16 protein-coding genes are annotated in these 18943 nt (G+C 53.4%); 12 read left to right on the forward strand and 4 right to left on the reverse strand.

What is annotated here, in order from left to right; translation table 11 throughout:
- Nucleotides 1–7: 7 nt before the first annotated feature.
- Genes L103DPR2_RS09385 through L103DPR2_RS09400 form a run of 4 tightly spaced genes read left to right on the forward strand, consistent with a single transcriptional unit; the run spans nucleotide 8 to nucleotide 3392 of the window.
- Complete coding sequence (locus tag L103DPR2_RS09385) at nucleotides 8–1006, forward strand: branched-chain amino acid ABC transporter permease (RefSeq protein WP_055361962.1); 999 nt, start codon at nucleotides 8–10, stop codon at nucleotides 1004–1006.
- On the forward strand, nucleotides 999–1778 hold the full coding sequence (locus L103DPR2_RS09390; protein WP_055360851.1) for an ABC transporter ATP-binding protein: 780 nt from the start codon (nucleotides 999–1001) through the stop codon (nucleotides 1776–1778). Before L103DPR2_RS09385 ends, L103DPR2_RS09390 begins: the two co-directional genes overlap by 8 nt.
- Before the next feature lies 1 nt (nucleotide 1779).
- Complete coding sequence (locus tag L103DPR2_RS09395) at nucleotides 1780–2493, forward strand: ABC transporter ATP-binding protein (RefSeq protein ID WP_055360852.1); 714 nt, start codon at nucleotides 1780–1782, stop codon at nucleotides 2491–2493.
- Nucleotides 2494–2519: 26 nt separating this feature from the next.
- The gene (locus tag L103DPR2_RS09400; RefSeq protein WP_055360853.1) at nucleotides 2520–3392 is read left to right on the forward strand and encodes a CoA transferase; all 873 of its coding nucleotides are present in this window, start codon (nucleotides 2520–2522) and stop codon (nucleotides 3390–3392) included.
- A gap of 40 nt (nucleotides 3393–3432) precedes the next feature.
- On the opposite strand, the gene hrpA is transcribed toward L103DPR2_RS09400, so the two are convergent.
- Nucleotides 3433–7260, reverse strand: a complete 3828-nt coding sequence (hrpA, locus tag L103DPR2_RS09405; RefSeq protein WP_231717722.1) for an ATP-dependent RNA helicase HrpA — start codon at nucleotides 7258–7260, stop codon at nucleotides 3433–3435.
- A gap of 163 nt (nucleotides 7261–7423) precedes the next feature.
- Between hrpA and argA the strand changes: the two genes are divergently transcribed.
- A complete protein-coding gene (gene argA / locus L103DPR2_RS09410; protein WP_055360854.1) occupies nucleotides 7424–8773 on the forward strand; it encodes an amino-acid N-acetyltransferase in 1350 nt (449 codons plus the stop codon).
- Nucleotides 8774–8795: 22 nt separating this feature from the next.
- On the opposite strand, the gene L103DPR2_RS09415 is transcribed toward argA, so the two are convergent.
- Together L103DPR2_RS09415 and L103DPR2_RS09420 are read right to left on the reverse strand one after the other, a co-directional pair.
- A complete protein-coding gene (locus L103DPR2_RS09415; RefSeq protein ID WP_055360855.1) occupies nucleotides 8796–9347 on the reverse strand; it encodes a disulfide bond formation protein B in 552 nt (183 codons plus the stop codon).
- A 30-nt stretch (nucleotides 9348–9377) separates the two neighbouring features.
- The gene (locus L103DPR2_RS09420; RefSeq protein WP_055360856.1) at nucleotides 9378–10154 is read right to left on the reverse strand and encodes a ferredoxin--NADP reductase; all 777 of its coding nucleotides are present in this window, start codon (nucleotides 10152–10154) and stop codon (nucleotides 9378–9380) included.
- 117 nt (nucleotides 10155–10271) lie between these two features.
- Here L103DPR2_RS09420 and L103DPR2_RS09425 point away from each other — a divergent pair, with 117 nt between their 5' ends.
- Complete coding sequence (locus tag L103DPR2_RS09425) at nucleotides 10272–10547, forward strand: oxidative damage protection protein (protein WP_055360857.1); 276 nt, start codon at nucleotides 10272–10274, stop codon at nucleotides 10545–10547.
- Nucleotides 10525–12288 carry an FAD-dependent 5-carboxymethylaminomethyl-2-thiouridine(34) oxidoreductase MnmC gene (gene mnmC, locus L103DPR2_RS09430; RefSeq protein WP_055360858.1) on the forward strand — a complete coding sequence of 588 codons (1764 nt, stop codon included), beginning with the start codon at nucleotides 10525–10527 and terminating at the stop codon, nucleotides 12286–12288. The genes L103DPR2_RS09425 and mnmC overlap by 23 nt, the downstream gene beginning before the upstream one ends.
- Here mnmC and L103DPR2_RS09435 read toward each other — a convergent pair whose 3' ends face one another.
- Nucleotides 12289–13494, reverse strand: coding sequence for an ABC transporter substrate-binding protein (locus tag L103DPR2_RS09435; protein ID WP_055360859.1), 1206 nt, complete (start codon nucleotides 13492–13494; stop codon nucleotides 12289–12291).
- Nucleotides 13495–13685: 191 nt separating this feature from the next.
- On the opposite strand from L103DPR2_RS09435, the gene L103DPR2_RS09440 reads away from it, so the two are divergent.
- From L103DPR2_RS09440 to L103DPR2_RS09460, 5 genes are read left to right on the forward strand one after another with little or no spacing between them, the layout of a single operon-like run.
- Nucleotides 13686–15467 carry a nitrite/sulfite reductase gene (locus tag L103DPR2_RS09440; protein ID WP_055360860.1) on the forward strand — a complete coding sequence of 594 codons (1782 nt, stop codon included), beginning with the start codon at nucleotides 13686–13688 and terminating at the stop codon, nucleotides 15465–15467.
- Between the two features lie 17 nt (nucleotides 15468–15484).
- A complete protein-coding gene (locus tag L103DPR2_RS09445) occupies nucleotides 15485–15865 on the forward strand; it encodes a DUF934 domain-containing protein (protein ID WP_055360861.1) in 381 nt (126 codons plus the stop codon).
- The gene (locus L103DPR2_RS09450; protein ID WP_055360862.1) at nucleotides 15862–16623 is read left to right on the forward strand and encodes a phosphoadenylyl-sulfate reductase; all 762 of its coding nucleotides are present in this window, start codon (nucleotides 15862–15864) and stop codon (nucleotides 16621–16623) included. The genes L103DPR2_RS09445 and L103DPR2_RS09450 overlap by 4 nt, the downstream gene beginning before the upstream one ends.
- A gap of 16 nt (nucleotides 16624–16639) precedes the next feature.
- The gene (cysD, locus tag L103DPR2_RS09455; protein ID WP_055360863.1) at nucleotides 16640–17584 is read left to right on the forward strand and encodes a sulfate adenylyltransferase subunit CysD; all 945 of its coding nucleotides are present in this window, start codon (nucleotides 16640–16642) and stop codon (nucleotides 17582–17584) included.
- Complete coding sequence (locus L103DPR2_RS09460; protein ID WP_055360864.1) at nucleotides 17584–18894, forward strand: sulfate adenylyltransferase subunit 1; 1311 nt, start codon at nucleotides 17584–17586, stop codon at nucleotides 18892–18894. The genes cysD and L103DPR2_RS09460 overlap by 1 nt, the downstream gene beginning before the upstream one ends.
- Nucleotides 18895–18943 lie beyond the last annotated feature (49 nt).

Genomic DNA, 18943 nt, shown 5'->3' on the forward strand with positions numbered 1-18943 from the left:
GGATGGCATGAGCAACTCACACGCTCCACTTGAAACACTGCCACGCAGTTTGAACATCTTGCTAGGTGCCGCGCTGTTGGCCCTGGCGGCATTTCCATTTGTAGGCTCTGACTATTACTTGCAAATGGTCACGCGCATGATGATCTTGGCCATCTTTGCCATGAGCCTTGATTTGCTGCAAGGCGTCACTGGATTGGTCTCTCTGGGACACGCCGCCTACTTTGGTGTGGCAGGTTATGCACTGGCCTTCATCACGCCGCCTGGAGAGCCTATTGCCTTGTGGGTGGCGATGCCGGTGGCCATTGGTGCATCGGCCTTGCTGGCGCTGATCATCGGTTTTCTGGTGGTCCGAACCCATGGCATTTATTTCATCATGGTCACCATGGCCTTTGCGCAAATGGTGTTCTACGCCTTCTTTGACAACAAGGCTTTGGGCGGCTCGGATGGTTTGTACATCAACTTCAAACCAGATGCCATGCTGTTTGATTTAGAGAACAAAACCATTTTTTACTTTTTCACACTGGCACTCATGGTCTTGGTCTATGTTTTCTTAAGACGCCTGTTGTGGAGTCCTTTCGGCCGTGCGCTGGCAGGCATCCGCGTGAACGAGCACCGCATGCGCGCCTTGGGCTATGGCACCTTCAGCCATAAATTGGCCGCGTTCACCTTGGCGGGCGCACTGGCTGGCTTGGCAGGCTTTTTATGGGGTGCACAGTCGGGCTACGTCAATCCTGAACTGATGGGTTTTCACATGAGTGCGCACGTCATCATGATGGTGATCTTAGGCGGCATGGGCAACTTTGCAGGCGCCATTGTGGGCGCTTTCTCGTTCGAGTATTTGTTGCATGTGTTCAAGGACTTGCCTGAGTTTGGCGGTTTTAACTTGGGCAAACATTGGCAACTTTGGATGGGCCTTTTCATTGTGGCACTGGTGGTATTGGCGCCCCGCGGTATTTTGGGATTGTTTGCCACCTTGTTCAAAGGCAAGGAGCAAGCTCATGACTGAAGCGCATTCAAATCACAACTTGTTACTACGTTCCAACAAGATCACCAAAAAGTTTGGGGGTCTGACGGCTGTCAATGAAGTGTCAGTCGATTTGCGTCTGGGTGAAATTCATGCCGTCATTGGACCTAATGGCGCAGGCAAATCAACGCTGACCAACTTACTCACAGGCGACCTGCCCGCCACTTCTGGCCATGTGGCTTTGAACGGGCAAGACATCACGGGCTGGACGCCGGAAAAAATCTCGCGACATGGCCTGGGTCGAAGCTATCAAAAGACCAACATCTTTAAAAGCTTTACGGTTTGGGACAACGTGCGTTTGTCGGCGCAATCGCGCAGCCAACCGATGCCCTTCAATCCCTTCGCATGGTTGCAGCAAGCCAAGCACATGCACGATGTGAATGAACGTGCCGAACGCGCCATTGAATTGGCTGGCCTTCAAAACAGACGCCACACCCTGGCCGGTGCCGCCAGCCATGGCGAGCAACGCCAATTGGAAATTGCCATGACACTGGCCACCGAGCCTCAAGTGTTGCTGCTAGACGAACCCTTGGCGGGCATGGGTGTTGCCGAAGCCGACAGCATGGTTCAGCTGCTATTGCGCCTGAAACCATCGCACGCAATGATGCTGGTCGAACACGACATCGATGCCATTTTTACCTTGGCCGATCAACTGACCGTGATGGTCAATGGCACTGTGATTGCCAGCGGTCTGCCCGCAGCCGTTCGTGCTGACGCCGGTGTGCAAGCCGCGTACTTGGGTGAGGATCACTGAAATGAGCGATACATTGATTCAAGTGAAGGGCCTGAACAGTTATTACGGGGCCAGCCACATTCTTCGCAACATTGATTTTGAAGTGAAGCGCGGCGAAACCATTGGACTGATGGGGCGCAATGGCATGGGCAAAAGCACCCTGCTCAAATCCATCATGGGCATCGTGACGCCGCGCTCTGGCGACGTACACATCAAAGGGGTTCGCACCAACGATCGCGCCATTTTCGAAGTGGCACAACAAGGCATTGCCTATGTGCCCGAAGGCCGTGGCATTTTTGGCAACCTGAGCGTGGTTGAAAATTTGAAGATGGCTGCGCGTCCTGGCACACAAGGCCAAAACGATTGGACGTACGACCGGGTGCTTGAAACCTTTCCTCGCTTAAAGGAACGCTTAGGTCATGGCGGTCAACAACTGTCTGGCGGCGAACAACAAATGCTCACCATTGGACGGGCCTTGATGACCAACCCAGACGTGCTGATTTTGGATGAAGCCACGGAAGGTTTAGCGCCCCTCATTGCCCGCGAAATTTGGCGCATCTGCAGCGTCATCAAAGACAGCGGCATCAGCAGCATCATCGTGGACAAAAACTGGAAACACGTGACTCAAATTACCGATCGCAATGTGATCTTGGTCAAAGGTGAAGTGGTGTTTGAAGGCAGTTCAGCGATGCTGCAATCGCAACCCGACATCATGGCTCAGCATTTGGGCGTTTAATTCATTCAACAAGCATCTTTTCAGTCATGGCCAAAGATTCCACATTGCGCGGTGTTCGTGTTGTCAGCTTGGCACTTAACCTGCCAGGACCTGCAGCCTTGATGCGCTTGGCGCAAATGGGAGCGACCTGCACCAAAGTGAACCCACCTGCTGGCGATCCGATGGCGCATTACACACCCCAGGGCTATGACACCTTGCACAAAGGTGTCAAACAAATCACCTGTGACTTGAAAGATGCCAAAGGTCAGCAAGCATTGCATGCCTTGCTGGCAAGCACCGATGTGCTGCTCACTTCTTTCAGACCTTCCGCGCTCAATAAATTGGGACTTGGCTGGAAAGCATTGCACAAACAATACCCTGGCCTCAGCTTGGTCAGCGTGGTGGGTGCACCTGGCCCATTGGCAGAAATTCCAGGTCATGATTTAACGTACCAAGCTGAAGTCGATTTAGTGCCTGGCATGGATTTGCCTGCCAGCTTGTTTGCCGACATGGGCGGCGCCATGATGGCCAGCGAAGCCGTGCTCAAGGCTACGTTGACCCAACGCACTTCCGGCAAAGGCAGCTTTCACGAAGTGGCCTTGAGCGATGCTGCGGCATGGTTAGCGTTGCCCAGACATTGGGGCATGACCTTGCCCAAGGGTGCGGTCGGTGGTGCCCATGCAGGCTACAAAATGTATGCCTGTAAAAATGGTCGTGTCGCAGTGGCGGCCTTAGAGCCTCATTTTGCAAAGTCACTTTGCAATGCAGCAGGCATTGAGGTGAAAGACATGAAGGCCTTGTTTGCAAAGTCAACCCATGAGGCCATCGCGGCATTTTTGCTCAGCAAAACCAGACAGCAACTCGAGAAGTTAGCAGCAGACAAAGACATCCCCCTGATGACTTTGCCCAAAGTGACATAAAGCGCTATTAAACGCCAGCAAGCGAACTCAAGCAAAGGCCTCAGTGGTTCAACTGTGCCCAAGCTTTGTCAAGGCGCTTCACACTGACCGGTTGAGGTGTGCGAAGCTCTTGCGCAAAGAAACTCACCCGCAGCTCTTCCAATAACCACCGAAATTCCAGCATTCGGTCATCGACAGCACCTTTGCGCTCGGCGACCAAGCGCCAATAGCGTTGTTCTTGTGGCTTGAGTTCCAACAACTTCGCAGCATCACGCGCAGGATCAGCGCGGTATTTGTCTAAGCGCAACACGATGGCTTTTAGATAACGGGCATAGTGCTGCAGTTGCGTCCAAGGTGTGAACGCCATGAAACGTTTGGGCATCAGGCGTTGCAATTGCTGCGAACAATCGGCTGTGGCGTCGGGTGCATTCTTGGTATCTTTGATTTTGCGAGTGGCAGCCGCAAATTCAAGCAAGATGATGCCGGTCAAGCGCGCCACTTCATTCGCAATCAGGGTCAGGCGCCCTCTTCCTTCATCAATGCGTTTCTTGAAGCTGAACTCATCTGCCGGCAAAGGGTCCATGAGAAATGCACGGTCCAAAGCAACTTCAATGATTTGCTGACGCAATTCATCGGCCGTGCCCAAAGGCATGTAGGCCACGGCCATCTTTTGCAAATCGGGAATGTTTTTTTCCAAATACTTCAAAGCATCTTTAATTTGCAATGCGAATAAACGACGCAAGCCTTCTCGGTGTTTTTGCGCTGCCACCTCGGGTTCGTCAAAGACCTCAATTTGCACCGCATCGTTCAAGTCCACCAATGCAGGAAAGCCAATCAGACTTTGACCGCCTTTGTTGATCTCCATGAGTTCAGGCAAATCACCAAAAGTCCAAGCGGTGTAGCGTTGCTGCGAGACAGCAGGTGTCTTTTGGGATGGATTCGCTGATGAAGCTGATGCGGCCTTTGTAGCAGCACCGGCCGTACCTGATGCACGTTGTTGCGCATTGACAGATCCCGACTGGGAAACCGCCACTGGACCCGCACTAGGTTGCACCTTGAGCTGCGCCAATGCCTGAAATGCGCCTCGCGCTTGCGATCCCCAATCGGCCTTAAGCGCTCCCAAGTTGCGCCCCATGCCCAATTGGCGGCCATGCTCATCGACCACACGCAAGTTCATGAACAAGTGCGGGCTGAGCATGTCCAGCTTGAAGTCAGCGCGCTTCACATCCAAACTGGTGATGTCACGTACCTTCTTCAATAAGGCGTCGGTTAAAGAGCCTGCGCCAAAAACATCGGGGGCTCCCAATACCTCAGCCAACTTCGAAGCCGACTCGGGCAAAGGTACAAACCTAGAGCGTGGTTTTTGAGGCAAGCTTTTCAGCAATGCATGAATTTTGTCTTTGAGCAAACCGGGCACCAGCCATTCGCAACGCTCTTCGCTCACTTGGTTCAGCACAAACAAAGGCACGGTCACCGTCACGCCATCGCGCGCATCACCCGGTTCGTGCAGATAGGTGGCATTGCAGTCCGTGCCACCGAGGCGAATCGTTTTGGGAAAAGCCTGCGTGGTAATGCCTGCAGCCTCATGACGCATCAACTCTTCACGGCTAAGCACCAACAACTTAGGTTGGCGCATCACTTCGTTGCGATACCAAGCTTCAAGCAAACGCCCCGAACACACATCGGCTGGAATTTGCTGATCGTAAAAAGCATAAATCAGCTCATCGTCCACCAAAACGTCTTGGCGTCTCGACTTGTGCTCTAACTCTTCGACCTTGGCAATCATCTTGTGATTGGCCGCCAAGAACGGCAGTTGTGTTTCCCACTGCCCTTGCACCAAGGCCTCGCGAATGAAAATTTCACGTGCAGTTTGAGGGTCCACTTTGCCAAAGGGCACGCGTCGACCGCTGTACACCACCAGGCCATAAAGCGTGGCCCGCTCTAGTGCAATGACCTCGCCAGACTTCTTTTCCCAGTGCGGATCTAAGAGTTGCTTGCGCAGCAAATGACCTCCCACTTGCTCAAGCCAAGTAGGTTCAATGTTGGCAATGCCACGACCAAACAAGCGTGTGGTCTCCACCAATTCAGAGACCACCGTCCAGCGGCCAGGCTTTTTAGACAAGTGCGCACCTGGGTGACGATAAAACTTGATGCCACGTGCGCCCAAGTAAACGTCTTCATCGTCCAGCTTGCAGCCCACATTGCCAAGCAAACCCGCCAACATCGACAAGTGGATTTGTTCATAGCTCGCAGGTTTGGCATTCAGGACCCATCGATGCTCAGCAACCGTCGTGTGCAATTGCGTATGCGTATCGCGCCATTCACGAACTCTGCGAACGTTCACAAAGTTTTGACGCAAGAGTTGTTCATATTGACGATTGCTCAGCTTGTGCTCAGAGCCTGCAGCGGACTTGCCGCCACGCGCCTCGGATAACCACTTCCATAATTTCAAATAGCCTGTGAATTCACTCTTTTCGTCGTCAAACTTCACATGCGCCTGATCGGCCTGTGCTTGCGCATCCAAGGGTCTGTCGCGCACATCTTGCACCGACAAGGCACTGGCAATGATCAACACTTCGTCCAAAGCCTGTCGGTCACGCGCTTCCAAGATCATGCGGCCAACGCGTGGGTCTAGTGGCAGCTTCGCCAACTCTACGCCTGTGCGGGTTAACTCATTGGCATCGTTCACGGCGCCAAGCTCGGCCAGCAACTGATACCCATCGGTAATGGCGCGCTTGGACGGCGCTTCAATGAAAGGGAAATCGTCCACGACACCCAAGTGCAAAGACTTCATGCGCAAAATAACGCCTGCCAACGAGGAGCGCAAAATTTCCGGATCGGTAAAACGTGGCCTACTGTTGAAATCTTTCTCGTCGTACAAACGGATGCAAATGCCATTGGCCACACGGCCGCAACGGCCAGCGCGCTGATTGGCCGCCGCTTGGCTGATGGGCTCCACCAGCAATTGCTCCACCTTGCTGCGCAGGCTGTACCGCTTCACACGTGCAGTGCCGACATCGATCACATAACGAATGCCAGGCACCGTCAAAGATGTTTCGGCCACGTTGGTGGCCAATACGATACGGCGCCCGTTGTGACTTTCAAACACGCGCTCTTGGTCAGATTGAGACAAACGCGCAAACAAAGGCAAGACTTCTGCCCCACGCGTCACAGCGCTGTGCGACAAATGCTTTCGAAGATGGTCATTGGCCTCGCGAATCTCACGCTCGCCTGGCAAAAATACCAAGATGTCGCCAGCAGCATGGCCGGTCCAAAGTTCATCCACCGCCTCGGCAATGGCATCGTTCAAATCGCGGTCACGCGATTCCTCAAAGGGACGCCACCGCATTTCAACCGGGAAAGTGCGTCCCGACACCATGATGACCGGGGCAGGACCTTTGCTGGAAGCAAAGTGCTGCGCAAAACGATCTGCGTCGATGGTGGCCGACGTCACGACCACTTTCAAGTCGGGACGACGGGGCAAGATCTGGCGCAAGTAGCCCAACAAGAAATCAATGTTCAGGCTGCGTTCGTGCGCTTCATCGATGATGATTGTGTCGTAGGCTTCGAGCAACGGGTCGTTTTGCGTCTCGGCCAACAAAATGCCGTCAGTCATCAATTTGACTGAAGCATCCTTGGACAAGCGGTCTTGAAACCGCACCTTGTAACCCACCACATCGCCCAAGGGCGTTTTCAACTCCTCTGCAATGCGCTTGGCCACACTGCTGGCGGCAATTCGCCTGGGTTGGGTATGGCCAATCCACTTTGCACGTTGGCCGGGGGCAGCATTGAGCTTGCCGCGGCCCAGAGCCAGGGCAATCTTGGGGAGTTGGGTGGTTTTGCCTGATCCGGTCTCGCCACAGACGATGATGACCTGGTGATCCGCCATGGCCTGCGCAATTTCGTCGCGCTTTGCCGACACTGGCAAAGATTCAGGAAACTCGATTTTCAAGGGGGTGGCGGACAATGGCAAAACTTCTGTAAAAATCAGGGATGGCGTAAGGCCTGAATTATCCGCTGTCTTGGCCCCCTTTCAAGAGAACCACTAGCCCATGTCCACTGTCTTTAACTTCACCTTCGTACCGTGGTTTCGCTCGGTGGCGCCCTACATTCACATGCACCGCGGAAAAACCTTTGTGGTGGGCATCGCGGGTGAAGCCATTGCCGCTGGCAAATTGCAAAACTTGGCTCAAGACTTGGCCTTGATTCAAAGCATGGGCGTCAAAATTGTGTTGGTTCACGGTTTCAGACCGCAAGTCAACGACCAGTTGCTGGCCAAAGGCCATGAGCCCAAGTATTCCCATGGTATCCGGATCACAGACGAAGTGGCCTTGGATTGCGCACAAGAAGCTGCTGGCCAGCTGCGCTACGAAATTGAAGCGGCCTTCAGCCAAGGCTTGCCCAACACGCCCATGGCAGGCTCAACGGTGCGCGTCATCAGCGGCAACTTTCTAACTGCGCGACCCGTGGGCATTGTGGACGGGGTCGATTTCAAACATTCGGGTTTGGTCCGCAAAGTTGATGTGGCGGGCATTACCCAAACCCTGGACATGGGTGCCATGGTGCTGCTCTCACCCTTTGGTTTTTCACCCACCGGGGAAGCTTTCAACTTGTCCATGGAAGAAGTGGCCACTAGTGTGGCCATCGAAATGCAAGCCGACAAACTTATTTTCTTGACTGAAATTCCGGGTCTGCGCATCAACCCAGAAGCCCCTGAGTCTGAAGACAATCCCATCGATACGGAGTTGCCATTGGCCACTGCCGAAAAGTGGCTCAATGAATTGCCTGCAGCTTTGCTACCAACCGACCATGCCTTCTACTTGCAGCATTGCGTCAAAGCCTGCAAAGAAGGCGTGGAACGCAGCCACATCTTGCCCTTTGCTGTGGACGGCGCGCTGCTGCTGGAAATTTATGTGCACGATGGCATTGGCACCATGGTGATTGATGAAAAACTGGAAGAGCTGCGCGAAGCCACACACGACGATGTGGGCGGTATCTTGCAATTGATCGAGCCCTTTGAAAACGATGGCACCTTGGTCAAACGCGATCGCACAGAGATTGAGCGCGATGTGGATCACTACACCATCATTGAACACGATGGCGTAATCTTTGCCTGCGCTGCCCTGTACCCCTACCCTGAAGCTAAAACTGCCGAGATGGCAGCACTCACCGTTTCACCTCAATCACAAGGCCAGGGGGATGGCGAAAAGATTTTGAAACGCATCGAGCAGCGTGCCCGGGCCATGGGCCTTCAAAGCATTTTTGTGCTCACCACGCGCACCATGCACTGGTTCATCAAACGCGGTTTTGTCCAGATGGACCCGGACTGGTTGCCAGAGGCTCGTAAGCGCAAATACAACTGGGATCGTCGCAGCCAAGTGCTGATGAAAAAGCTGAGCTAAGTGGCCGAAGGCCAACGCAGCATCAATCAGCCAATGGGCTGGAATGTGTATCGGTCGTTTTGAACCAACCATCTCGCCAGCGAATGGCCAACATCAACAGCGCGATGCAGACAAACGCGACGAAGGACCAGTTGGCAATGGAGCCTCCCAAGAAGGTCCAATCGACTTTGGTGCAGTCGCCACTGCCTTTGAAGATCATGGGCACAAGGCGCTGCAAAGGAAAGTTCTCGATCATGCCGTAGAAGTCACGGCCACATGAAACAACTTCGGGTGGATACCATTGCAACCAAGTTTGACGGGCTGCAACAAATGCACCAAAACCTGCCGCAAACAAAACCAGCCAGGTTGACAACAGGGTTCGCAAGACCGAGCCACCCAGTGCACCGACAACACACAGCACAATGACACCGATCATGGCGTAGCGCTGAACGATGCACATCGGACAAGGCACCATGCCTAAAAAATTTTGCAAGTAAAAAATACCAAACGAGAGCACACAAGTGCAACCCAGCGCCACAATGGCCAACCAAGCGCGGGCGGGCAATTGTTTCAATGTTTCAAGCGTGATGGGCATGGTGTCTTTCGAAGTCAAGGCTTTGAATGATCAGCTCTCGACAAATGCACGTTCAATGACAAACTGTGCCGGCGTACTGGTGTTGCCCTCAACAAAGCCACGTTTTTCGCACAATGCTTTGAGGTCACGCAACATCTCGGGGCTACCGCAAATCATGACGCGATCTTCTTCTGGATTCAGCGCAGGAATTCCCAGGTCGGCGCTGATCTTGCCGTTCTCGAGCAAATCTGTCACGCGACCTTGGTGAATGAAGGGCTCACGGGTGACGGTGGGGTAATACAGCAATTGCTTACTGACCATCTCGCCCAAAAATTCGTTTTGAGGCAACTCTTTGGTGATGTAGTCGTGGTACGCCAACTCTTTCACTTCACGCACCCCGTGCAACAAGACCACTTGTTCAAAACGTTCGTAGGTATCTGGGTCGCGAATGATGCTCATGAAAGGCGCTAAGCCCGTGCCCGTCCCAATCAGGTAAAGACGTTTGGCCGGTGTGAGGTAGTCGATCAGCAAAGTTCCTGTGGGCTTGCGGCCCACCACAATCGTGTCGCCTACTTGAATGTGTTGCAGCTTGGAGGTTAAGGGGCCATCTTGTACTTTGATGCTCAAGAATTCCAAGTGTTCTTCGTAATTGGCACTGGCAATGCTGTAAGCACGCAAAAGAGGTTTGCCGTTGTCGCCGCGCAAACCAATCATGGTGAAATGCCCGTTTGAAAAGCGCAGCGCTTGATCACGCGTGGTGGTAAAGCTGAACAAGCGATCAGTCCAGTGATGAACACTCAGGACTTTTTCTTCTAAAAATGCACTCATAAAACCTAGGGGAATTAAAACAAAACAGGCTATTTTCGGCCTGATTCGCATGTATTGGAAATACAATAATTTTATATCTGTATAGACAAGCAATCTTAAGCTTCATCAAGGAACATCATGGCGCGTACTGTTAAATGCATCAAATTAGAACAAGAAGCCGAAGGTTTGGACTTCCCTCCCTACCCTGGTGAGCTGGGCAAACGCATTTGGGAAAGTGTCAGCAAAGAGGCATGGGCTGCTTGGCTCAAGCACCAAACCATGCTGGTCAACGAAAACCGACTGAACTTGGCCGACGCTCGTGCGCGTCAATATTTGGCTCGCCAAATGGAAAACCATTTCTTTGGCACAGGTGCAGACGCTGCCCAAGGTTATGTCCCACCCCCCAGCGCCTAATTTTCACGCGAGTCATTGGCAACACCGACCCGCGTGGCAAACCACCTGGCACGCAATTGAAACTTCATTTGGACGTGGAGAATCCTTTCTCCACACCCTTCAAGCATGGCAGCAAGATGCCAATGCACCTGCAACGCTGTTCTTCACGGCGTTTGCAAATGAATCGCCATCCCACCTTGAACCACTTATAGCAGGCCACCTCTTTGGCTTGTTACCAGGCGTTCACCGCATCGCGCTGGAAAACAACAAAGTCCAACTGACCTTGTGCATTGGCCCAGCGCCAGTCATAGCGCGTGAAGTAGACATTGCCGCAGACAGTTTTTATACCGACTCGCTTGAAGAATGGGGTGCCAAAAGCATTGCGCGCTTGTGCAAGCGTGGTACCTGCTTGGCTTGGTCATACACAGCGTCCCCTCTGCTGAAGGAATTGCAGCAGATCGGCATCCAAATCAATGACCCACCTCAAAGCGGCGTGTACCAACCGCAATGGACACCCAAAACTTCACTGCGTCCAAGTTCCTCGACACTCTTTCATCTGCCCAACGATGCTGCCAACAGGCATGCTGTGGTCATAGGTTCCGGTTTGTCAGGTGCCGCCGTGGCACACAGTTTGGCCGGCCGAGGTTGGACTGTGGAGGTTTTGGACCAAGGCGAGAACTTAGGTGCAGGCGCTTCCGGCTTGCCTGCAGGCATCTTTGCCACGCACGTATCGCCCGACAACAACGTGCTGTCTCGCATTACGCGCGATGGCGTGCGCGCCACATTGCAGCGCGCAAAACAATTGCGATTAGAAGGGACACAATGGCAAGTGTCTGAATTGCTTGAACACCGATATGCTGGCAAGCGCCAATTGCCCAGTGGGGCATTGTGGCCTGAAGCGGGACACGAATGGAGCACCAATGCGCAAACACCCCAAAAAGTAGCTGGCGGATTGCAAGAAAACTCTGACGCGTTGTGGCATGCCATGGCGGGTTGGATTCAGACACACGCGTTTGTCAAAGCGCAGCTGTCCCACCCCAATATCAGCTGGCGAGGTCGCTGCAATGTGGCCCAACTTCAACGCATCGATTCTGAATGGCAAGCGCTCGATGCACATGGCCAATGCTTGGCCACCTCCAAGCACATGGTATTGGCCAATGCACATCAGTGCCAAGCTTTGCTGGACACAGTGCAATGCACTGAACACGAAAAGATCAACCAGCGCCCTCACCTGCCAGCCACTGCCTTAAGAGGCCAAGTCACTTTGGGCAGCATGGCCATGCTGCCGCCAACACTCCGGGAGAAACTGCCCTCATTTCCGGTCAACGGTCATGGCAGTTTCATTGGCCAACTCAAAACTTTGCAAAGCCTAGGCACAGATGCAGAAGACTATTGGATCGTGGGATCTAGTTTTCAACGCAATGATTTTGACGTCACCCCTCGACATGAAGATGTGGTCAGCAACATACAACAATGGGCAGAACTGATGCCCGCCTTGTCAGATGAAATCCAACAAGGCATTGAGCTTTCTAAAACCCGATCATGGGCCGGCATACGATCTGCCCTACCAGATCGCGTCCCAGCCGTTGGAGAATTTAAGCACCCAGACTTTAAGGGCTTGCAAGTCTGTACCGGCATGGGTGCCCGTGGCATCAGTTGGTCTGTGCTGTGCGGAGAACTGTTGGCCGCGCACTTGAATCACGAGCCCCTGCCCATGGCAGCCTCCCTGGCGAAGCTGATGGCCGCTTCGCGATTCGGATAATTACTGCTGCGCAGCTGCAGGTCGGCGTGACTTCACGTAAGCATCTGTGGGTTGGTAGTTTTTACCATCGGCATATCGCCATTGCGTCATGCTGCCCTGATTGCCGCGAAGTTCCAACTTGCCCACAAAAGCACCCATGGTGGACTGTTGGTCAATGGCTCGAAATTCTGCAGGGCCAAAAGGTGTGCTGAATTTCAAACCCCGCATGGCCAGCACCAGCTTTTCATTGTCTGTGCTGCCTGCCTTTTTAATGGCAGCAAAGATGGCTTGCATGGTGGCATAACCCACCACGGAACCTACTTTGGGGTTTTCTTTGAATTTGCGGTAGTAGTTGGCTGCGAATGCGGCATGTTCTTTGGCGTCAATCTGGTCCCATGGATAGCCCGTCACAATCCAACCCTTGGGCGTTTCGTCCTTCAAGACTTCCAAATACTCGGGTTCACCTGACAGCAAGGACACCACGGGTACTTTTGGAAAAATTCCACGTTGATTGCCTTCGCGGACCAGCTTGGCGAGGTCGGCACCAAAAGTCACATTGAAAATAGCATCCGGCTTGCTTTGCATCAGTGCGCTCAAGCTGCTTCCCGCATCAATCTTCCCAAGCACAGGCCACTGTTCACCCACGAATTCCACATCAGGCCGCTTGGCTTTCAAGAGCTCTTTGAAACTGGCAACTGCACTTTGGCCGTATTCATAATTGGGGGCCAACGTCGCCCAACGTTTGGCGGGCAACTTCGCTGCTTCTTCCACCAACATGGCAGACTGCATGTAAGTGCTGGGGCGTAAACGGAAGGTGTATCGATTGCCTTTGTCCCAGACCAAGGCATCCGTCAAAGGCTCACTGGCCACAAACAAACGTTTGTTTTTGGCAGCATGGTCAGCCAAAGCCAATCCCACATTGGACAAAAAGCCACCAGCCAGTACATCGACTTTTTCTTGACTGGTCAATTCAATCGCATGACGCAGGGCGTCTTCTGGCTTGCCAGCGTCATCGCGCGCAATCACCTCAACCTTGCGGCCTAACAAGCCACCGGCGGCATTGATTTCTTCGACAGCCAGCTGCCAGCCCTGTTTGTAGGGTTGGGTGAATTGAGGCATTGCGGAATAACTGTTAATTTCGCCAATGCGAATGGGGGTCTGCGCGCCTGCTGACATCGCAGCCCAAACATAAACCAAGCCAACACCCACCTGAGCCCAAGACTTCATGCCTATCTCCTGAAAAAAGGAACTGTATCAGCAAGCTAAAAACCAGTCACTTTGGAGACAATTTAGTCCTTACGGTCAAGCTCTTATGATCAATAAGCATATATGTAAAACGAATAAATAGTTTGTTTGGTCATAAAGAGCCATTAAAGTTCCCGACTTAATCGGCAATGACCGCATCCCCCCTACCTCAGATGTACCAATACACAGAATTTGACCGCCAGTTTGTGAAACTTCGCGCGGCACAGCACCGAGATCAGCTTGAGCGTTGGCAAAAAGGCCAATTGGCCGATGACGAATTTCGCCCCCTCCGTCTTCAAAACGGCTGGTACGTGCAGCGCTACGCCCCCATGCTTCGGGTAGCGGTACCTTACGGCGAAATCTCAAGCAAACAACTGAGCGTTTTGGCCCAAATTGCCAAAGAGTACGACCAACCCAATGCAGAACTGTTTGCGAAAGCCCAAGCGCAACAGGATTTGTTGCCAGGCAAGTCGCCTCGCCTGATTAAAGGCTATGGTCACTTCACCACGCGCCAAAACGTCCAGTTCAATTGGATTCCCTTGGACAAATCAGCCGATGTGATGGACCTCTTGGCCACGGTCGACATGCATGGCATTCAAACCAGTGGCAATTGCATCCGCAACATCACCACCGATGAATTGGCAGGCGTTGCTGTCGATGAAGTGGTGGACCCACGACCCTACGCAGAAATTTTGCGTCAGTGGAGCACGCTGCATCCTGAGTTTGCCTTTCTGCCTCGCAAATTCAAAATCGCCATCACTGGCGCTACAGAAGATCGCGCCGCCATTGGTTGGCACGATGTGGGCTTGCAGCTGGTTAAAAATGCTGCTGGTGAAATAGGCTTCAAAGTTTGGGTGGGCGGTGGCATGGGCAGAACGCCCATCATCGGCACCTTGGTTCGCGAGTTTCTGCCATGGCAACAGATCATGAACTACCTCGAAGCTGTTGTGCGCGTGTACAACCGCTGGGGTCGACGCGATAACTTGTACAAAGCGCGTATCAAAATTTTGGTGAAAGCCGAAGGCCAGCGCTACATCGATGAAGTTGAAGCAGAGTTCAACGACGTCGTTCACAAAGACGGCGGCCCCCACACCATCACCCAAGCCGAGTTCGATCGTGTTGCAGCTTGCTTTGTCGAGCCGCCAGCACCTGCCAGCAGCCATGCCGCTACTAACAGTAATTCAGAAGATCCCGCGTTCCAACGTTGGGTCCATCAAAACGTGGTGGCGCACAAAAATCCATTACTTCGTGCAGTGACACTGTCGTTCAAACGTTTGGGCTTGGCACCTGGTGATGCCACAGCTGAGCAACTTGAAGCGTCAGCACAATTGGTGGCCAAATACTCGCGAGGCGAAGCACGTGTGACGCACTCTCAAAACTTGGTGCTGCCTTGGGTGCCTGAAAACCAATTGTTTGACCTTTGGCAAGAAGCCAAATCTTTGGGCTTGGCCAGCCCCAACATTGGCTTGCTCAATGACATGATTGCTTGCCCAGGCGGCGACTATTGCGCGTTGGCCAATGCACGAGCCATCCCTGTTGCAGCAGCCATCTCAGAACGCTACCAAGACTTGGACGAGTTGGACGACTTGGGACCTATCGACCTGCACATCAGCGGTTGCATCAATTCATGCGGTCACCACCACAGCGGCCACATTGGCATCTTGGGTGTGGATAAAGATGGCAAGGAATGGTACCAAGTGACCTTGGGTGGATCTGATGGATCCAATCTGTCAGGCGCAGCCGGTCCTGGCAAAGTGGTAGGCCCTTCATTCTCTGCAGCCGAAGTGCCTGGCGTGATTGAAGCCGTCATTAACAAGTACCTCGAATTGCGTTTGCCATCGCAAGAAGCGAAGGGTCGTGCCGAGCACTTCATTGAAACCTTGCGCCGTGTAGGCCAAGATCCTTTCAAGCAAGTGGCCAATGCAGCGCGTCATCCTGAGCCCGAGCTCGCCTGAACAACAGATTGAATGTCATGAAAATTTTGTCTTTCAACGATCACTCAACGGGTCTCGACAGCAGCACCATCAGCTTGGCCAATGATGTCGATCCGCGCACCGTATCTCTAGATGGCGTGAAACGCATCGATTTGAATTTTCCCAAATTCACGGATGGCCGAGCCTACAGCCAAGCCTTTTTGCTTCGCCGCCGACTGGGTTTTCAAGGTGAAATTCGCGCCACTGGCGATGTGCTCATTGACCAATTGGTGGCCATGGCTCGCACTGGTTTTGATGTTGCGGTTTTGCGTCAAGGTTTGGATGCAAGTGCAGCACAACGTCAATTCGATCGCTTTCCTGCGTTCTACCAAGGTTCCGCGGTCGAAACGCAGCCTTTGTTTGCAAAAGCAGCAGCATGACGAAATCCTCCATCAGCGCAGGCAACGCCGCCAAGGCATACAACGCCATCGCCTTGAATGCCAAGGCCAGTGCCGACTTTAAAGAGAAGCTTGCAGAAACAATCGCATTGCTGAAGCAAGCTGTTTCTGAGTTCGCCCCAGTGACGCAAGCTTCCAGCTTGGGCGCAGAAGACGTGGTCATCACGCACCTGATCAATCAGAACGCACTGAACATTCCTGTGTTTGTTTTGGAAACAGGCGCACTGCACCGCGAAACATTGGCCTTGCTTGAACGGACACAAGCACATTCGGTTGCCCCCGTCAAAGTCTATCGTCCGTCTTCTGAAAAAGTCATTGCTTTCGTGAGAACCCATGGCCAAGACGCCATGTACGAAAGTTTGGAACTGCGCAAAGCCTGCTGCCAGGTGCGCAAGCTCGAACCTTTGGCCGAGGCACTGAAAGGCCAGCGCGCATGGGTCACAGGTTTGCGCCGCGAGCAATCCAACAACCGCGCAGAGGTGCCGTTGATTGACCGTGCAGACGAATTGACCAAAGGCCAATTCAAACTCAATCCTTTGGCCAATTGGACGTGGGGGGATGTTTGGCATTACATCGACGTCCACGAAGTGGACTACAACCCCTTGCACGATCAATTTTTCCCCAGCATCGGCTGCGCACCCTGCACCCGCGCTATCAGCTTAGGCGAAGAATTTCGCGCAGGACGCTGGTGGTGGGAAGACGAAGCAGCCAAAGAGTGTGGCTTGCACGCCAAGAAATAAAGCATTGAAGAAGACCATGAACGCACGCACGCAACCCGAACTGCTCCATCACTTGAGCAATGCCCATCTCGACGCTTTGGAAGAAGAAACCATCTTCATCCTGCGCGAAGTGGCTGCAGCTTTTGAACGCCCCACCCTGCTGTTCTCTGGCGGTAAAGACTCTTTGGTGATGCTCAAGTGCGCCGAGAAAGCCTTTGTCGACAAACAAAAGGGCGGCCGCATTCCCTACCCCTTGCTCATGATCGACACGGGTCACAACTTCAAAGAAGTGACAGACTTCCGCGACTTTCGCGCCAATGAATTGGGCGCTGAACTGATTGTGCGCAGCGTTGAAGATTCTATGAAGCGTGGCACTGTGCGCTTGGCTCACCCTGGCGAATCACGCAACGTTCACCAATCGGTGACCCTGCTCGAAGCCATTGAAGAGTTTAAGTTTGACGCCCTCATTGGCGGTGCACGACGCGACGAAGAAAAAGCCCGCGCCAAAGAACGCATCTTCAGTCACCGTGACAGCTTTGGCCAATGGCAGCCCAAATCACAGCGCCCCGAGTTGTGGTCATTGTTCAACACCAAATTGCAACCTGGCGAGCACTTCCGTGTGTTCCCCATTTCCAACTGGACCGAACTTGATGTGTGGCAATACATTGCCCGCGAGAACATTGCTCTGCCGTCCATCTACTACACGCACAAACGCGAAGTGGTCGATCGCCGCGGTTTGCTGGTGCCTGTCACAGAACTCACACCGCCTAAGGATGGTGAACAAGTGGAAGTGCGCGATGTGCGCTTCCGCACCGTGGGCGACATCACCTGCACATGCCCCGTAGAAAGCACGGCCGCCACACCAGAAGAAATTGTGATTGAAACATTGGCCGCCGAAGTGAGCGAACGCGGCGCCACGCGTATGGACGACAAGACCTCTGACGCTTCCATGGAAAAACGCAAAAAAGACGGATATTTCTAATGACCACGACTGCTAACTTCGACGCTGCCATTAACGCAGTTCCACATTTCGCGCCCAATGCCAACGCCCTGAAATTCATCACCTGCGGTTCGGTGGACGACGGCAAGAGCACCCTCATTGGCCGCTTGCTGGTCGACACCAAAGCGGTGTTGCAAGATCACTTGGCCGGCGTGCAACGTCAAGGCGAGACAGACTTGGCCTTGCTCACCGATGGCTTGTCGGCCGAACGCGAACAAGGCATCACCATTGATGTGGCCTACCGTTACTTCAGTACCGAAACGCGCAAGTTCATCATTGGCGATGCGCCAGGCCATGAGCAATACACCCGCAACATGGTGACAGCGGCATCCAGTGCCGATGCAGCCGTGGTGTTGGTCGATGCCACCAAACTCGATTGGCACGACGCTCAACTCACCCTGTTGCCTCAAACACGACGCCACAGCCTGCTTTTGAAGTTGCTCCGCGTGCCCTCTGTGGTGTTTGCCATCAACAAGCTGGACGCCGTTGAAGACGCCACCTTGGCTTATCAAAACATTCAAGGCGCCTTGGCCAAATTTGCGACCGAAGCCGGCATCAACGTCAAAGCTTGGGTGCCCGTTTCTGCACTCAAGGGCTGGAACGTGGTGGACAGTCATGCCAACTGGTGTGCTTACACAGGCCCTAATTTGTTACAAATTTTGGAAACACTGCCCAGCACACCTGCAGAAGCCGATGTGGCCTTGAGCTTCCCCGTTCAATGGGTTGAAAAATTCCACGACTCCAACGTCACGCACCAAGGCCGCCGCGTTTTCTGGGGCCGTGTGGCCACGGGCAATTTGAGCGTGGGTCAAAGCGTCAAAGTCTTTCCAAGTGGTCAAACAGCCACGGTGGCGCAGGTACTGTCTGCCACTCGCCAAGAAAAGTCTGAGGTCACGGGCCAAAGTGCAGGCTTGGTGCTAGACCGTGAAGTCGATGTGTCGCGTGGCGACTGGATTGTGGCCGCAGACGCTGGCCTAGAAGGTCAGCGTCAAATTGATGCAACCATTGCTTGGATGGACGACGAACCCTTGGTAGCAGGCCGTCTGTATTGGGCTTTGCATGGACATCGTTGGGTCAAGGCCAAGGTTCAGCGCGTGGTGAACCGGCTGAACATCAACACCTTGGCCAAGGAAGAAGCCTCCGAACTGCCAGCAAATTCTGTGGGCCACGTGACTTTGGCCTTCCAAGAACCCCTGATCACCCTGCCATTTGCCAAATCTCGCATCTTGGGCGCCCTCATTTTGGTCGATACGGCCAGCCATAAGACCTCAGGCGCAGTGTTGGTGAATTGAGACAAAGCCCTTAAGTACCTTAAAATCCCCATTTTCGGGCTCTAAGACC

This window comes from Limnohabitans sp. 103DPR2, assembly GCF_001412575.1.
In the GTDB taxonomy this organism is placed as follows: domain Bacteria; phylum Pseudomonadota; class Gammaproteobacteria; order Burkholderiales; family Burkholderiaceae_C; genus Limnohabitans_A.

Bases quoted from the DNA above. Each gene is read 5' to 3' on its own strand.
- L103DPR2_RS09445 (WP_055360861.1), top strand. From the start codon at position 15,485: ATGAAAATTTTGTCTTTCAACGATCACTCAACGGGTCTCGACAGCAGC.
- L103DPR2_RS09460 (WP_055360864.1), top strand. From the start codon at position 17,584: ATGACCACGACTGCTAACTTCGACGCTGCCATTAACGCAGTTCCACAT.
- L103DPR2_RS09390 (WP_055360851.1), top strand. From the start codon at position 999: ATGACTGAAGCGCATTCAAATCACAACTTGTTACTACGTTCCAACAAG.
- L103DPR2_RS09385 (WP_055361962.1), top strand. From the start codon at position 8: ATGAGCAACTCACACGCTCCACTTGAAACACTGCCACGCAGTTTGAAC.
- hrpA (WP_231717722.1), bottom strand. From the start codon at position 7,260: ATGGCGGATCACCAGGTCATCATCGTCTGTGGCGAGACCGGATCAGGC.
- L103DPR2_RS09450 (WP_055360862.1), top strand. From the start codon at position 15,862: ATGACGAAATCCTCCATCAGCGCAGGCAACGCCGCCAAGGCATACAAC.
- cysD (WP_055360863.1), top strand. From the start codon at position 16,640: ATGAACGCACGCACGCAACCCGAACTGCTCCATCACTTGAGCAATGCC.
- argA (WP_055360854.1), top strand. From the start codon at position 7,424: ATGTCCACTGTCTTTAACTTCACCTTCGTACCGTGGTTTCGCTCGGTG.
- mnmC (WP_055360858.1), top strand. From the start codon at position 10,525: ATGTCCCACCCCCCAGCGCCTAATTTTCACGCGAGTCATTGGCAACAC.
- L103DPR2_RS09420 (WP_055360856.1), bottom strand. From the start codon at position 10,154: ATGAGTGCATTTTTAGAAGAAAAAGTCCTGAGTGTTCATCACTGGACT.
- L103DPR2_RS09425 (WP_055360857.1), top strand. From the start codon at position 10,272: ATGGCGCGTACTGTTAAATGCATCAAATTAGAACAAGAAGCCGAAGGT.
- L103DPR2_RS09435 (WP_055360859.1), bottom strand. From the start codon at position 13,494: ATGAAGTCTTGGGCTCAGGTGGGTGTTGGCTTGGTTTATGTTTGGGCT.
- L103DPR2_RS09400 (WP_055360853.1), top strand. From the start codon at position 2,520: ATGGCCAAAGATTCCACATTGCGCGGTGTTCGTGTTGTCAGCTTGGCA.
- L103DPR2_RS09440 (WP_055360860.1), top strand. From the start codon at position 13,686: ATGTACCAATACACAGAATTTGACCGCCAGTTTGTGAAACTTCGCGCG.
- L103DPR2_RS09395 (WP_055360852.1), top strand. From the start codon at position 1,780: ATGAGCGATACATTGATTCAAGTGAAGGGCCTGAACAGTTATTACGGG.
- L103DPR2_RS09415 (WP_055360855.1), bottom strand. From the start codon at position 9,347: ATGCCCATCACGCTTGAAACATTGAAACAATTGCCCGCCCGCGCTTGG.